This is a genomic window from Paraliobacillus sediminis (assembly GCF_003426055.1).
On the sequence record NZ_QJSI01000002.1, the window covers coordinates 314,155 to 328,714 of the forward strand.

A 14,560-nucleotide genomic window follows, 5' to 3' on the forward strand; every position below is an offset into this window, starting at 1 on the left:
GAATTGAATACGCTCTTTAACTTTAGGATTCATTAATAAATCGCTTAATAGAAAAGCGAGAAATATCTATTTCATTCTTACCTGAGATAATTAAATCACTTAGGACTTGTCCCACCGCACTACTAAATTTAAAACCATGACCAGAAAAACCTGCTGCCATTCCCATTGAACCTGCCCCAATTATGATCACATCATAGTCCATACCATTTAACCTCCATAAATAATGCTAGTATTCTTCACTAATTTTACCTGCCATTATATTGACCAGTTAAAAATCCCAATCTTAGATAAGATTCATAAGTAAAGTATTAAAAATAGCCTCTAATACTATCAAAAAACAGATCATATTTTGTCACTTTTGTTAAAATACTAAATCAATATTTGATATTGTTAGTAGTATCATGGAACGTTCACATAATATCTATTGTGTCATGAACAAATTATTGTTACTATTATTTATTGTCGATAAAAGAATTTGAAATTTACAACTAGAAGGAGTCATATAATGCAACAGAGAATACCCTTTTCAACCTATGCAGTCATTGGTACCATGTTGTTCGGAATTTTCTTCGGTGCAGGAAATTTAATTTTCCCTATCCAATTAGGACAACTTGCTGGTACTAACTTTTGGTCAGCGTTAATTGGTTTTTTAGTAACAACAATTGGTTTACCCTTTATGGGAATCTTGGCAATTGGCTTGTCTGGAAGTACTGGACTGCGTGATTTAGCTAGTCGTGTACATCCAATTTTCGGTATTACCTTTAGCCTAGCTCTTTACTTAACTATTGGTCCATTCTTTGCCATCCCACGTACGGCTAGCGTTCCTTTTGTTGTAGGCTTGCAACCATTCGTTAATCCAGCACAAGCCGGATTATGGTTAGCGATTTTCAGTTTTTTGTTTTTTGCTATTGTCTATTATTTTTCTTTGAATCCTGCAAAAATCGTTGATTATATTGGTAAATATTTAACACCTGCTTTTCTTATCTTCCTATTTTCTTTACTTATAGTTGTGCTACTCAAGCCGATGGGTACTTTTGGTAATCCGATTGGAGATTATAAGGATTTTGCATTTATGACTGGATTTAAAGAAGGTTATAACACGATGGATGCACTTGGCTCACTGGCGTTCGGTATTATCGTAATAAATGCAATTAAACGAAAAGGAATTACAGATACAAAAGCGATTGCAAATGCAACATGGAAGTCTGGAGTTTTTGCAATGGGGCTTATGACAGTGATTTATGGGCTGATTGCGTATACTGGAGCATCAAGTGTATCCGTCATTGGAACACCTGAAAATGGTGGTCTTATCTTTGCTGCAGTAGCGCAACACTATTTCGGACCGTATGGTGCGATTTTATTCGCGATTATTATTGTCCTTGCGTGCTTAAAAACAAGCATTGGACTTATTACCGCTTGTGGTGAATTCTTTCACGAAACTTTCTCTAAAATTAGCTATAAGACATTTGTGCTAATATTATGCCTTGTTTCATTTATAGTTGCTAATTTTGGCTTAAATAATATTATTCAATTTTCTATACCAGTATTAATGTTTTTATATCCTTTAGCGATTGTTCTTATTTTGTTAGGTCTTTCCTCCTCTTTATTTGCAAACAAGAAAGAGGTATATAAAGTATCGATGTTTCTAACTTTTTTCGTTAGTATCATTGATGGATATCATGCTTTAGCAAATAGCATACCTGGAGTAAGTCTTTCGTTCTTTGAATCGATAAGGGAATTCTATCTTCTGTATTTGCCATTTTATGAAATAGGGCTTGGTTGGATTTTACCAGCATTAATTGGAGCAATCATAGGATTACTTTGGCCAACAAGACAACGTTGAGATGAGATTGTTTACTATTTATAAAATAATTGACTAGAAACGTTCAACTTATTTATATAACTATCATTTAGAGGACCTGCATTCTATCAAAGATAGCATGCAGGTCCTCTTTTAGCTCTTTTATTATGTAATATTTGATTTCAAAATACTAATAATTCCTTGTGCATACTCACCAACAGTGACTTTAGAATGAGCTGCCTTTGCCTCTTTGGTTGCATTTTCAACCAAATAACCATGTTTGACAGCTTTTAACATCCTTAAATCGTTTCCACTATCTCCAAATGCAAAAGTATTTTCGTGCTGTACATTGTATTTATCTAACATAAATTGAACAACCTTCTCTTTCCCTGTACCTAGTGGAATAAAATCTACATCATAACTATCTTCTGGATCACCTGCAAGTGGATTGCAACGGTTAATATTTACCGCTATACCATACTTTTTGCATACCGTTTCAATAGTTAATAAATTTTTCTTGTCAGACAACTCATTTTGCTGTTGATAATAAAAATTACGTTTATAACGGGAACTGCCAAGCTGTGTTTGAGGAGACAAGTAAATTTTGTCTAACTCTTGTAAATGGTTTAAGATATACTCTATTGTTTTTTCTGTGAATACACTATTATTCAAACGGGAATTCCAGTCTGAATCCTGTTCCCCAAAATGCTCTTCTGTATAATAAGTGATTTCTGTCCCTAAATTACTGGCTATAAAATGAGGCAAATATCTAAATTTACCTCTATTTAGTTTCTCTAAAATGGACGCACTATCACTCCCTGTAACCCAGCCTACGATAAGTTCACCGATTTTACTTTTCTCCGCTAAATAATCTTCAAGTTCATATATGTATTGCTCTCTAACCTTGTTAAGTTTATGTGGATAATACGTTTCATCAAAATCGCAAAATACAATCTGTTTTGGATTCTCTACATTTGAAAATAAATTGAATTTGGCTATTTCACTTGATAACATTGATTAACTTCTCCTTTATTCAATCTGTTCTTCTATTGTGGAGTCTGAATATGGTGACTAGTTCAAATTTGAGTTTTATAGAGGTAATTCACTAGACTAGATAGACTCATTGGTTCTCTACTTTAAGTGTACATCCTCACAGTTTGTGTTGCCTTGTACTTTTATTCAAAAGAGATTTGATAATTAAGAATTAACTTGTCATCAAGGCTTAACAGCATCTATTATAAGTGAAACAAAACCCAGCGTACCATTTTTATTTCGATGGTCAAAACGCTTTGAACGGTATATGTATCCGTTCTTTTCTTCCCAATTGATAAAGTGAAAATCACCGTTCTCATCACAATACTCCAAAAGCGTAACTTTAAAACCAGCCTCTTCAAACATAGAACTTAGTGTCTTATAATTATATAAACTCTTATGGCTTGATGCTGGATGGTTTTTAGGTCCAGGTCCTCCTACCTTTACTATATCCTGATAATCCTTATCAAGGAAAAAACCATCAGGAACAGCACAACGTATGTAACCGCCAGGCTTTAAATATGCATAACAAATCATTGCAGCTTCTATTCCTTCTTGATAAGTTAAGTGTTCCCAAACATGCTCGGCTAAAATTGCTTCAAGCGAACGAGGAGAAAACGTATTCTGCCAGTCTTCACTTCTTAATAAATTCAGTTCATTTTCTTGAGTTTGAATCCATCCAGGATTGTTATCGTGTTCCCCTGCACCAATAACAACCTTAAGATTTTCATTAAATACCATGTGACACCAGCCTATTCTCAAAATGGTAGTCTTGCTTTTTGATTTTACAACTTATTAAAAAGGATTCTTTCACAAATTCATATTAAGAATTTGATTTTAATTTTATCGATAGGAATTATGTGTCGGAGTGAACAAGTCTTCTTCTGTATTTCTTACAATTGAAAAATTCTCAACATTGTAGTGTCCATGAAGTGTTTCGTTATGATGTTTGATGATTTGTTCAGCACTTAAAACAGCACTGTCTGTTGTTGTATGTCCATCCCCGACTAACGTGACATCCAATCGATTAATAGTGGCTGTTCTGACTGCACTATCAATACAATGTTCGGTTGCACAACCCATTACAACAACATGTTCAATTGCTTGAGCATTCAAGTGGTTTAGAAGTCCTGTACCATGAAACGCATTCGTTGCAAGTTTATCGAAGAACTTTGCATCCTTAGGCTTATTAATTGCTTCATGAACTTGAAAACCTTTGCCTTTACCACCTGCGACCTCTAAGTCTCTTACAAAAACAATCGGAACTTTTAAGTTACTAGCTTTTTCGATCACTAAATTGATATTTGTAATAAGTTGTTCTTTTTGGAAAACAGCACTTTCTTCTTGATTCCCTTCAATTAATTCTTGTTGCGCATCAATGATTAATAAAATTTGATTCACATGATTTCCCACTTTCATATTTTAAGAAACGTTTAATTTAAATAGACTTGTACCTCTTGAATTTTTTTTACGAAATTAAACAATGAAAAATAGTTAATCCCATCCATCTTTAAATCTCGCCATCAAGATGGTGTTGTAATAGATCCCGTCAGAAAGTAGTTTATCTCTTTTTAAGATACCTTCAATCTCAAAGCCGAATTTTTGATAAAGTTTAATTGCTCGACTGTTTCCTTCCATCACACGTAGATTGATTTTTTTGATATTATTGTTGTCTGCCCATGTTATTGATTGCTTTAATAGATTTTTCCCAATTTGATACGCCCAAAATTCTTTTAGTACACAGAGCCCAAATGTGACATTATGATTAAATCTATGTAATGGATTCCCTTGACATCTTGAATATCCGATAATTCGATTATTAACTGTGGCAACTAAAAATAGATTTCTAGCATTTTCATTATCTATTTTAATAATCTTTTCAAAACTAGTAATATCTAAGTATCCTTCTCCTCTTATTCTGTCAAGATTTTCTGTTTCTCCATCAATTTGCAGCCGTAAATCTGATAAAGCTTTGGCATCTTTAGTTGTTGGAGATTTAATCGTGTATGTTAGTTCATTTACAGCGAAATTTTCTTCAGTGATTTTCATAATTTAACCTGAACTCGCTTTCTAAATTTGATATTGCTACCCGATCGCGCTCTTTTAATACTTTATAACTACGAAATGGATCTGCTGACGTGTAAAGTTTATTGGTATGACTCTTACAAAAGACAAAGTCGCCTTATTTCTCACGTTTAAAGTAAAAATGAGAAGCACTTAAGAATCCAATTATAGAAAGAAATGTGATTATTAAGATTGGAATGAAAAGAAAACTACCTTTTATAACATACTTATCTCGTTCAACTTCATCCTTTGCATTTATAGTGAAATTTCCACCCGAGATAAATATTTTCTGTTTAAGATATACTTTATTCATAGAATCCTCCTATTCATACTTGTTTATAAACATTTCCAAAAGTAATACTCAAGTTACTGGTCTGATATGCCATTAAATTAGTCACCGCATCAGCACCTGAAAAATAAGTAAAAGGATTAAGGATTAAGATGGATGATGGAGTGTAACGTTTCTAATGATTTAAATGCCATTGACGACCCTATAAGGTCTCTTAGCTAGCGCAGGATCTACCTAAGCAGTATTACGCTTAGCAAAAAAAATCAATAGAAAAAGTACCTTTACTTTTTTGGTGTGTTATTTTTATTGTTCTTTTTGGATTGGAGTGCTTTATCATATTCTTCGTATTTATAGTAAAAATGAGAAGCGCTTAAGTAGCCGATTATTAAAAGAATTGTGACTGTTAAGATTATAAACCAATTAATAATTCCACCACCTTTAAAATAATTATTGGCAATTCATTTTCTAATTTTAGTAATTACCTAATATACCTTCTAGTTTTTTCTTAACTAATTCCCAATCATTCTCAATAACACTGTAAAACACAGAATTCCGGTAGGTTTTATCCTCGCGTATCATATGATTTCTTAATATGCCTTCCTTTACTCCACCGATTTTTTCTATCGCTTTTTGTGATCTAATATTTCTTTCATCGGTTTTAAATTGAACTCGTATTAGTTTCAAGGTTTCAAAGCAAAATTTTAATAACAAGTATTTACATTCTATATTCACATGTGTTCCCCATACAGTTGGAGAGTACCAAGTCCAACCGATTTCCAAACTTTTATTAGGATGCGAGATGTTCAAAAATCGTGTAGAACCTACAATTTTATTCGAATTACAAAGTATAACAACAAAGGGGAACTCTCTTCCGCTATTTTTATTTTCTAATGCATCTTCAACAAAGAACTTCATATCATTTTCGGTTTGTATTGTTATGGGTAAATGACCCCATATCATTGGATCGTTCCCAATGCCATATAACCCCTGTATATGATGCTTTTCCATTGGTACAATTCGTACTTTCTCGCCAACTAATTCATCAAACACAATTTTTAATCCTCCCTGAATCAAAGCTTATACTTACATTCCCAGTATAGGAACTGTTCAGATCAGAAACTTGAATAATTAAGTTAGAAAAACCATTCCAATAATTCTGTTTTAACTCTTAAATTCATCTATTCTCGTTTGTCTTAAGAACTATCGATCATAATAATCATTTTAACATAAATATCCAATAAATCGTTTTTTTATTTCGTTTCTTATACAACAAAAAGCACTTTTCTGTAATAAGAAAAGTGCTTTGAAATCTATTATGTTTCGACGTTGTTATGTTTTCTTATTTCCCATCATTCAGTTTTCTGCCTTCTTCAGGACTAGACATTTTTGTTGCTCCCGCTTTACCTAGATCTTGATCTCGATCGGATTCAACACGGCCACTTTCTCTTAATTTCTTTTCTTGACGGTCTTTTCCCACTTTAAACACCTCCTTACGATAAGATGAGTTGTTTAAAGGGAATTTATTCAAAGTTTATCTATACAGCGGATTCAAATGGTTTTATCATAAAAGTGGGATTATCTATTAAATCTATCACTTTTTCGTTTGAAAGCATCTTTATCATCGGTCGATGGAAATGTTTATTTATTTCAGTAACAATTGCCGGTTGATTATGATTAATTAGTACTTTCGTTCCTGGTGGATAAGTCGCGACTGATTGACTAAAAGCAGTTACAATTTTGTACGAATAGATATGATCTGACGTAGCCATGATTGCCTCCATAGCATCATGAGGTGGAACTTTTTCTTTTACTATCAAATTATCGTATCGGTTCGCTACGGCACAAATTTGAGCGATTTCTAAAAAGTCATTATCCTTTATTTGTCGTGGAAAACCTTTTCCGTCTAATGTTTCGTGATGTTGATAAGCAATATGTGCTGATACAATACTAAACTGACTAATATTTCGCAAAAATTGGAACCCCAAATCAGGATGTTTCTTCTCATCTGCATCTATTGCTTTACCGATATCGTGTAGCAATGAGCCAATTGCTAAATCCCTAAGTTTTAGATCGTTATAGCCCATTTCTTTAGCTGTTAATAAAGCAAGGATTGTTACGTTAACCGCATGTGCATAAGGCTGCAATTCCTTTGTCATTGTTCCCGATGGAATAAGTATAAGTGTTGGTCTATGTTTTACTTCTTTAAGCAATATACCTGCAACTTGCTGAATGGGTTTTAATTCAGGTGTCTTTTTATTCATCGCATATTCATAAAAAGTTTTAACTGCTTGAATTGCATCCGTCCATGTAGGCATATCAAGCATATCTTCAATTGTAATCCCTTTGGATACTTCATCCTCTATAAAAAGAAAGTTAATGCCCATATTCTCTAGTCTAGATTGTATTTTAGGATCGATTGTTCGACCAGTTGCGAGTAATATACGTTTGTTCGAATCATAAATTGGTTTAGCAAGTATCATACTTTTGTTGTCATACTCTGAGATATTAATTAGTCTCATGTTTACACCTCATTTTTATAATCTATAAATACTAATTAATATAGACCTATTCCCATAACTATTAGCTATTCGATAAAAGCGTATAAAAAAAAGCTATCACAAATAAATGCATAGCCAAAATAAAGGTTCATGTAATTTGGTGGTCTGGCAATCAATAGTTCGGCTATTAAGCCGTACCTTAGACCCATGACTTTGCGTCCTATTTTTTCAAATAGTTTGCCTTTTTCGTGATATTCTATTTAATTACTGTCTTTTATTGATACTTTAGTACTATTTTAAGAATAGCGTATTTATGATTATATTTCAACATATTTCGACATTTATTTAAATAGTAACAGGTGCATGTTGCTTACAATAACATTCAAATCTTTTTTGAACTAAATTTAATTTCAACTAGATATAAAAGAAAAAATAATGTGAAGGCAACAACTTCAAACGATAAAATATACCATGGATACGGTCCTAAAAAGTCAATTATACTTACATTGCTAGGCTTTCTTGATAAGAACATATAGTTTGAGCCTATGATTTGATTGATGATAAATACAAATCCAGCTATTATATTAAGCGTGACAAATGCTTTCATAACGGATTTAATAGTAGGTTTAAATCCTTCAATCCATATCATATAAAAACAGGATAGTATGATGGCTATGTGGACGAAGAAAAATTGAAAGAATCGCAAATGTGGGATACCGAAAAAAAGTTCTGGAGTGATTACGGCAATAAATGCCCCGATCATACTCACAAAAAAAGCTACTTCGAATACCTTATAACTCCTTGTCAGTAACATAACAGCACATAAATATAAGGAGATTGAACACAATTGCAACGGTAAATTGATGATCAGATCCCACTTATCATGAAGTAGATACCATAATTGAAAGAAAATTTCTCCAACTATTAAAACACCAAGTAAAGTATACTTGACATGTTTCTTATACTTTTCTTTTATGTTATCTCTGTAAAAATACATCCATCCTATCAAAACAAATGTTAACAGCATCATACTAATATGGGAAAGAGAAAACAATTGAAATGGATAATCTATCTGATTAAAACGAAATAACTCACCCATTTTATAATCTCCTCCCTCTAAAAAATGCATTATCCGAATCTATTTGAAATAATATTTAAAAATTTTAAAATCCTCTTTTTCTTAGCCACATTTCACAGGCGGAGGTCCACCATTTAACATCTTCCAATTCATCCGCAAGTCCAAGTCCGTGTCTTCCACTCTCAAAAACATGTAATGCATGAGGAACTTTATTCTTACTTAACGCACTAGATAGCTGGAGACTGTTCTCTACTGGAACGGCATCATCATCTGCCGTATGCCATATAAAAGCAGGTGGTGTATCAGCTTTTACATGATTTTCAATAGACATCAAATCTACTAAAGAATCAGCAGGATCTTCACCTAGTAAAGCCTTTTTACTTCCTTCATGGGTGAATTCACCCATTGAAATAACTGGATAACAAAGTACCATTAGGCTAGGGCGACTACTGTGACGCTCAATTGCATCATCGGCATTAGGATTACCCGTATCATAATGCATCCCTGCTGTCGCTGCCAAATGCCCACCTGCAGAAAAACCTAATATACCAATTCGCTCAGGGTCTATATTCCACTCTGTTGCATAATGACTTACAGTGCGAATAGCACGTTTAGCGTCTTTTAAAGGTGTCGGATGTTGATGAGGAGCTACACGGTAATGTAATACAATTGCTGCTATGCCAATTTCATTGAGCCATTCTGCAATTGGTGATCCTTCGTGTTCTGCACGATGTGTATACCCACCACCTGGACATACGATAATAAGGGGTGTTGGTCTATCTTGGTTCAACAAATAAGGTGTAAAACTAGGAACATCTTCATCTATTGCATTTAACTTTCGTTCTACATCGTATAGTGATAATAGCATTTCTCCTGCCTCCGTTATAATCTAATTACCCGCACTTGCTGCTGCGGAATTTTCTTCTTGTTTGACAAAATCAATCGCGATAACTAATGAGATAATAATATGTTCTAGTGACTCGTCTTTAACGCCCACCTCATAGCTATCGCCCCAAGTAAACCATTTTTCGTTTACTTGACCTACTACTTCACCATGGCTGACTACTTCAAATTTTTTGTCCCACCAGTCACCATGCACTTCAATACCTCGACCTTCTATCTGATAGCGTGATTTAAAAAAAGAAAACTCCTTTTTGATGGTAACTACCTCTTCGCCATTAACCTCAACGAAAAATGTAGGTAAAAAACTAAATACCTTTTTTGTTATCGTACCAATTTCATTATCAGATGTGTCTTTGATTGTAAAAGTCTTTGGAATGGAAAGAAAACTACCTTTTATCAGATACTTATCTTGTTCAAATTCGTTCTTTACAGTGAAATTTCCGCCCAAACTAAATACTTTCTGCTTGATATACAGCTTGCTCATATAATCCTCCTCCCATAATAGTTATGAAGCATCCTATTATATAGTCTTTATACGATATGTTTCATTTCATAGTTCATTGCTAATTTTCTGCTGCAATGTTAATGAATTTTTCACCTAGAAAACCATTATTACTTCTTTCGACAAGAAAGGTTAAATTCCTTCTAAACTAGTAAGAAACTTTTGTTATTCTCAAAACATCAAAGGAATCTCCTATTTTTAATCTACTAATTTAACACAAAAAAGTAGGAAGACAACAATCATCTCCCTACTTTCATTCTAACAGTGCGATACCAAGATTATTATAATCCCTTTTTAAAACTCTGGTAATTCTTATTTCCACCAGAAAGGTTAAATACGTCTTTAAAGCCACTATTTCGTAATACGTTTTGCGCTGCATTACCTGTGACACCCTTATTACAATATGTTACTGTTGGCAAGTTTGGGTCTAGGTCTTTAGCTTCTGAGCGTAATTTTGCTAAAGGAATATTGATTGCTCCATCTACGTGACCTGTTTCGTATTGCTTTGGTGATCGTGTGTCAATAATTTGAAGTGATTCCCCGTCATCTGTTCTAGCAATTATTTCTTGTGGCGTGATCAATTTATTTTTCTTATCGATAGCATTTTGTAGTGCCATTCCTGTGTACATAACAGGGTCTTTCGTTGTACTAAATGGTGGTGCATATGCTAAATCTAAGTGGAATAGATCACCCGCTGTTGCTTTAAAAGAAATTGCTGTTACAAATACGTCGAGTCGCTTATCGACACCATCTTGTCCAACGATTTGCACACCTAAAATGCGGCTTGTCTCTCTATCGGCAATTGCCTTAATGACTAATTCTTTTCCCTCAAGATAATCTGCTCGTGATGGTTTAATATTATGAAGCACTTCTGGATCATAACCTGCAGCTAACGCTTCTTTTTCACTTAATCCAGTATAACCAACAGCCAGATCAAACACCCGTAAAATTCCTGTACCTAAAATACCACGATGTTCTAAATCTCCACCCGTGATCACATCACCAGCAATACGACCCATCTTGTTTGCAGTGGACCCTAGTGGACGATAAATCGACTTTCCAGTAACAATAGAAAAGCTTTCTGCCACGTCACCAACTGCATAAACACCTGGAATATTGGTTTGCATTTTATTATTCACCTTAATTGCACCACTACTGCCTAGTTCAATGCCTATTTCTGCAGCAAGACTAGCGTTTGGTTTCACACCGGTTGCCAAAAATACAATATCTGTATCAATCACTTTACCATTTTTGGTTTCGACTGTTTTTTCTGAGATTGCAGCAGCTTCTTCATTTAACACTACTGTTACGTTGTGCTTTCGTAAGTGCTCTTCTACTCTGTACGCCATATCTTTATCCAAGTGCGGCATAATTTGATTACCACGTTGAATAATTGTTACTTCTAATCCTTTATGCTTTAACTGTTCTGCCATCTCGAGTCCAATAAAGCCAGCACCGATAATGGTAGCTTTTTTCGGTTTGTTAGCCTTCATATAGGCATCAATTGCAACTGCATGTTGAATCGTGCGTACATGAAAGACATGATCGTGATCGACACCTTTAATGGAAGGTGTTGCAGGTGTCGCACCTGTTGCAAAAACTAACGTGTCATAGTTATCTTCCTTTATTTCATTGGTATCTAAATTTTTCACGGTTACTGTTTTCTTTTCTGGATCAATTGTTGTAACCTCATGTCGGATATGAATGTCAACATTGTAGCGTACTTTAAACCAAGGGGCGCTTCTTGGTGTTAACGTATCTACCTCATCTACTTCGCCACCTAAAAAGTAAGGAATGCCACAAATAGAATAAGAGATATCATAGTCTGCGTTGTATAATGTGATTTCAGCATTTTCATCATTTCTACGTGCCTTTGCAGCAACAGAAGTACCAGCTGCAACAGAGCCAATAATAATTATTTTCATAATGTTACCTCCAAAAATTCATTTGCATGTCGATGCTTGCGTTAGCAACATTGGTCCATGCCTAATAATACAAATTGTGTTCCATCTGACGTTTCTTCATCGTCTAAGGTTAAACCTTCTACTGCATCTTTTATATCCGGATCAATAGCCACTTTGATACCATTAATTTCTTTAATCGTGTCTGTTGCCTCTGGTGCATCTATCGAAATTCCTATCTGTGGTCCACAGCATCCAGATTCCATTGCATAAAAACGCATACTATCGACATTTTTTTCAGTGAATATGCCCTCTAATTTTATCTTTGCCTTTTCAGTTATATTCATTTTACATCCTCCTGAACGCTTTTAGTTTGTCATATTAATATTTACGTCTTTCATCCATGGAATAAGCGCACAGCTTTCTGCTAATTCTGTTTGCACTTTGCTTATCCACTGTTTTTCAGTTGCTGCACGTGCTTGCAAAATGGTATCGGTTGTACCAGTTGCATAAAAACTTCGATTAATAACCCACCACTTCGGAACGATTTTCGCTCGCTTTAAATCTTCTTGTAAGCGTGTCGCTTCAAATACTGGTGTTGCTTCTGGCAACGTGACAATTACTACGCTTGTTTCATCAGGATTCCGCAAACGTGGTAACAATTTTTTAACACTTGCTGGTACATCTCCTGTCGAACGTGTCATTTCTTTATGATAGGCTTCTGATGAATCTAGTAAAAGTAACGTATGTCCTGTTGGCGCAGTATCAATCACAATAATTTCCTGTTCGGCCCCATCAACCACTTCAGCAAAGGCACGGAAAACTGCAATTTCTTCGGTACAGGGTGATGCCAGGTCTTCTTGTAGATAAGCGAGCTCTTCTTCGTTCAAATCACCCGCAGCAGTAATAACTTGCTTCTTATACTTTTCCACTTCCGCTTCTGGATTAATACTACTCACAGTCAAATCTCTACTAATTTCTCTATTTTGAAATGTATAATCTAGGTGTGCTGCTGGATCAGTCGTTGTTACGTGTACTTTATGTCCTTTCTCAATGAGTCCAACTGCAATTGCTGCAGCCACCGACGTTTTTCCAACGCCACCTTTTCCCATTGTAAAAATAACACGCGTATTATTTATTGAAAATTCCTTGATCAGATCTTTTAATTCAGCTAACGGCTGGAGCTTTATATCTGGTATTTCTGTTTCTATTTTAGCGGATAAATTATCACCAACAAGTTGGCGTAAGCTGTCAATTCCAGTTAACGAATAAGATACATATGGAACTGTTACTATTTCGATCTGTGTTAATTCTTCTGGCATTTGCTTTAATGCTTCTTGTTGTCCTTGATAAAAGTGGTTTGCGATAGTATCTGTTGTGTCGTGTGTTTGTAGTAGCCCATTAATCAGCAAAAGTTGCTTTTTAATTCCGATCGCGCGAAGCTCTAGAGATGCACGATTTGCTTCAACTAATGTAGCTAATTCTGGCCTTGCTACTAACAGTAAGGTCGTTTTTTTAGGATTAGAAAGTGATTGAACTGCTTTTTCATACATCGCTTTTTTATCTCCAAGTCCTGATAACGGCCCTAAACAGGATGCACCATGCGTACTTTCATTTAAATATCCAGTCCAGGCAGTTGGTAAAGCTAATAAACGAAGGGTATGACCCGTCGGCGCTGTATCAAACAATACATGATCAAATTGATCGAATAAATTATCATCTGCAAGTAAATGCGAAAACGCATCGAATGCTGCAATCTCTACTGTACATGCACCGGATAGCTGTTCCTCCATTTGATTGATCACAGATGCTGGCAGTTTGTCGCGATATGGACCAACTGTTTTCTCACGGTACGCACTAGCCGCTTCTTCTGGATCAATGTTACTAGCAAATAAATTTTTTACAGTTGGAATTGCAATCGGCTCACGTGTTAGTTCGATACCAAATACGTCCTGTAAATTAGAAGCGGGATCCGTACTAACAAGTAATACTTTCTCCCCCTGATCAGCAAGTGCTACCGCTGTTGCACAAGCTATTGATGTTTTCCCTACCCCACCTTTTCCAGTAAAAAAGATGAAAGGTGTTGCGACATGATTTGTTGGCTTGTATTGTGTGTACATTTAGCAGTCATCCTCTATATTAGATTTAATCGAATCCGTGGTTTCTCTGTTAACTCGTCTGGATTAACATCAAGCCACGCTGCGAATTCCTCATTTGTTGGATAGTCACTCGCTTTTACAACACGACCATCTAACAATGTAATTGGAAGTGCGTCGACGCCTTTTTCTTGGAGGACTTGATTGACAATATCATTCTCTGCAAAAGCTGCTGGATCATTGGCTAAGTTATAGCGTTTGATGTTATTGCCCTTTTTTTCAAGCGAATAAACTGCAGAAGCAACGCGTGTTAAATTAGAATCTGCACTTGGCCCACAAACACCTGTTGAACAACACATCGCTGGATCAAAAATTTCTATCTTATGCATATCAAAA

17 protein-coding genes and 1 riboswitch are annotated in these 14,560 nt (G+C 35.0%); of the genes, 1 reads left to right on the forward strand and 16 read right to left on the reverse strand.

Annotated elements, in window-relative coordinates:
* Positions 1-22: 22 nt before the first annotated feature.
* Positions 23-202: a hypothetical protein gene (locus D2K60_RS07635; RefSeq protein WP_205418589.1), complete on the reverse strand. Its 180-nt coding sequence runs from the start codon at positions 200-202 to the stop codon at positions 23-25.
* A 303-nt stretch (positions 203-505) separates the two neighbouring features.
* Between D2K60_RS07635 and brnQ the strand changes: the two genes are divergently transcribed.
* Positions 506-1,843 (forward strand): branched-chain amino acid transport system II carrier protein, encoded by a 1,338-nt coding sequence (gene brnQ / locus D2K60_RS07640; protein ID WP_117169425.1) that lies wholly within the window; start codon positions 506-508, stop codon positions 1,841-1,843.
* A gap of 123 nt (positions 1,844-1,966) precedes the next feature.
* On the opposite strand, the gene D2K60_RS07645 is transcribed toward brnQ, so the two are convergent.
* The 15 genes from D2K60_RS07645 to arsD form a co-directional block, all read right to left on the reverse strand.
* Entirely contained in the window at positions 1,967-2,815 is an 849-nt protein-coding gene (locus D2K60_RS07645) for an HAD-IIB family hydrolase (protein WP_117169426.1), read from the reverse strand.
* A gap of 201 nt (positions 2,816-3,016) precedes the next feature.
* Positions 3,017-3,574, reverse strand: coding sequence for a class I SAM-dependent methyltransferase (locus D2K60_RS07650; protein ID WP_117169427.1), 558 nt, complete (start codon positions 3,572-3,574; stop codon positions 3,017-3,019).
* 102 nt (positions 3,575-3,676) lie between these two features.
* A complete protein-coding gene (locus D2K60_RS07655; RefSeq protein WP_117170357.1) occupies positions 3,677-4,234 on the reverse strand; it encodes an isochorismatase family protein in 558 nt (185 codons plus the stop codon).
* Positions 4,235-4,327: 93 nt separating this feature from the next.
* Positions 4,328-4,882, reverse strand: a complete 555-nt coding sequence (locus tag D2K60_RS07660) for a GNAT family N-acetyltransferase (RefSeq protein WP_117169428.1) — start codon at positions 4,880-4,882, stop codon at positions 4,328-4,330.
* Positions 4,883-5,015: 133 nt separating this feature from the next.
* A complete protein-coding gene (locus D2K60_RS07665; protein ID WP_117169429.1) occupies positions 5,016-5,210 on the reverse strand; it encodes an LURP-one-related/scramblase family protein in 195 nt (64 codons plus the stop codon).
* A 447-nt stretch (positions 5,211-5,657) separates the two neighbouring features.
* Positions 5,658-6,239: a GNAT family N-acetyltransferase gene (locus D2K60_RS07670; RefSeq protein WP_420818821.1), complete on the reverse strand. Its 582-nt coding sequence runs from the start codon at positions 6,237-6,239 to the stop codon at positions 5,658-5,660.
* 286 nt (positions 6,240-6,525) lie between these two features.
* Positions 6,526-6,663 (reverse strand): YpzI family protein, encoded by a 138-nt coding sequence (locus D2K60_RS07675; RefSeq protein WP_117169430.1) that lies wholly within the window; start codon positions 6,661-6,663, stop codon positions 6,526-6,528.
* Positions 6,664-6,721: 58 nt separating this feature from the next.
* Entirely contained in the window at positions 6,722-7,705 is a 984-nt protein-coding gene (locus tag D2K60_RS07680) for an HD-GYP domain-containing protein (protein WP_117169431.1), read from the reverse strand.
* A gap of 135 nt (positions 7,706-7,840) precedes the next feature.
* Positions 7,841-7,936: riboswitch (cyclic di-GMP riboswitch) on the reverse strand.
* Positions 7,937-8,066: 130 nt separating this feature from the next.
* Positions 8,067-8,783: a YwaF family protein gene (locus tag D2K60_RS07685; protein ID WP_117169432.1), complete on the reverse strand. Its 717-nt coding sequence runs from the start codon at positions 8,781-8,783 to the stop codon at positions 8,067-8,069.
* Between the two features lie 64 nt (positions 8,784-8,847).
* A complete protein-coding gene (locus tag D2K60_RS07690; RefSeq protein ID WP_117169433.1) occupies positions 8,848-9,630 on the reverse strand; it encodes an alpha/beta hydrolase in 783 nt (260 codons plus the stop codon).
* A gap of 21 nt (positions 9,631-9,651) precedes the next feature.
* Entirely contained in the window at positions 9,652-10,149 is a 498-nt protein-coding gene (locus tag D2K60_RS07695) for an LURP-one-related/scramblase family protein (RefSeq protein WP_117169434.1), read from the reverse strand.
* Positions 10,150-10,448: 299 nt separating this feature from the next.
* A complete protein-coding gene (locus D2K60_RS07700; RefSeq protein WP_117169435.1) occupies positions 10,449-12,092 on the reverse strand; it encodes an FAD-dependent oxidoreductase in 1,644 nt (547 codons plus the stop codon).
* A gap of 41 nt (positions 12,093-12,133) precedes the next feature.
* Positions 12,134-12,415, reverse strand: a complete 282-nt coding sequence (locus D2K60_RS07705; RefSeq protein WP_117169436.1) for an adhesin — start codon at positions 12,413-12,415, stop codon at positions 12,134-12,136.
* Positions 12,416-12,436: 21 nt separating this feature from the next.
* Entirely contained in the window at positions 12,437-14,188 is a 1,752-nt protein-coding gene (arsA, locus tag D2K60_RS07710) for an arsenical pump-driving ATPase (protein ID WP_117169437.1), read from the reverse strand.
* A 14-nt stretch (positions 14,189-14,202) separates the two neighbouring features.
* Positions 14,203-14,553 carry an arsenite efflux transporter metallochaperone ArsD gene (gene arsD, locus D2K60_RS07715; protein WP_117169438.1) on the reverse strand — a complete coding sequence of 117 codons (351 nt, stop codon included), beginning with the start codon at positions 14,551-14,553 and terminating at the stop codon, positions 14,203-14,205.
* Positions 14,554-14,560: the final 7 nt, after the last annotated feature.

What these genes read in the sequence shown, in the direction of transcription:
- D2K60_RS07635 (WP_205418589.1), bottom strand. Translation starts at nt 202, where the DNA reads ATGGACTATGATGTGATCATAATTGGGGCAGGTTCAATGGGAATGGCA.
- brnQ (WP_117169425.1), top strand. Translation starts at nt 506, where the DNA reads ATGCAACAGAGAATACCCTTTTCAACCTATGCAGTCATTGGTACCATG.
- D2K60_RS07645 (WP_117169426.1), bottom strand. Translation starts at nt 2,815, where the DNA reads ATGTTATCAAGTGAAATAGCCAAATTCAATTTATTTTCAAATGTAGAG.
- D2K60_RS07650 (WP_117169427.1), bottom strand. Translation starts at nt 3,574, where the DNA reads ATGGTATTTAATGAAAATCTTAAGGTTGTTATTGGTGCAGGGGAACAC.
- D2K60_RS07660 (WP_117169428.1), bottom strand. Translation starts at nt 4,882, where the DNA reads ATGAAAATCACTGAAGAAAATTTCGCTGTAAATGAACTAACATACACG.
- D2K60_RS07665 (WP_117169429.1), bottom strand. Translation starts at nt 5,210, where the DNA reads ATGAATAAAGTATATCTTAAACAGAAAATATTTATCTCGGGTGGAAAT.
- D2K60_RS07680 (WP_117169431.1), bottom strand. Translation starts at nt 7,705, where the DNA reads ATGAGACTAATTAATATCTCAGAGTATGACAACAAAAGTATGATACTT.
- D2K60_RS07685 (WP_117169432.1), bottom strand. Translation starts at nt 8,783, where the DNA reads ATGGGTGAGTTATTTCGTTTTAATCAGATAGATTATCCATTTCAATTG.
- D2K60_RS07690 (WP_117169433.1), bottom strand. Translation starts at nt 9,630, where the DNA reads ATGCTATTATCACTATACGATGTAGAACGAAAGTTAAATGCAATAGAT.
- D2K60_RS07695 (WP_117169434.1), bottom strand. Translation starts at nt 10,149, where the DNA reads ATGAGCAAGCTGTATATCAAGCAGAAAGTATTTAGTTTGGGCGGAAAT.
- D2K60_RS07700 (WP_117169435.1), bottom strand. Translation starts at nt 12,092, where the DNA reads ATGAAAATAATTATTATTGGCTCTGTTGCAGCTGGTACTTCTGTTGCT.
- D2K60_RS07705 (WP_117169436.1), bottom strand. Translation starts at nt 12,415, where the DNA reads ATGAATATAACTGAAAAGGCAAAGATAAAATTAGAGGGCATATTCACT.
- arsA (WP_117169437.1), bottom strand. Translation starts at nt 14,188, where the DNA reads ATGTACACACAATACAAGCCAACAAATCATGTCGCAACACCTTTCATC.
- arsD (WP_117169438.1), bottom strand. Translation starts at nt 14,553, where the DNA reads ATGCATAAGATAGAAATTTTTGATCCAGCGATGTGTTGTTCAACAGGT.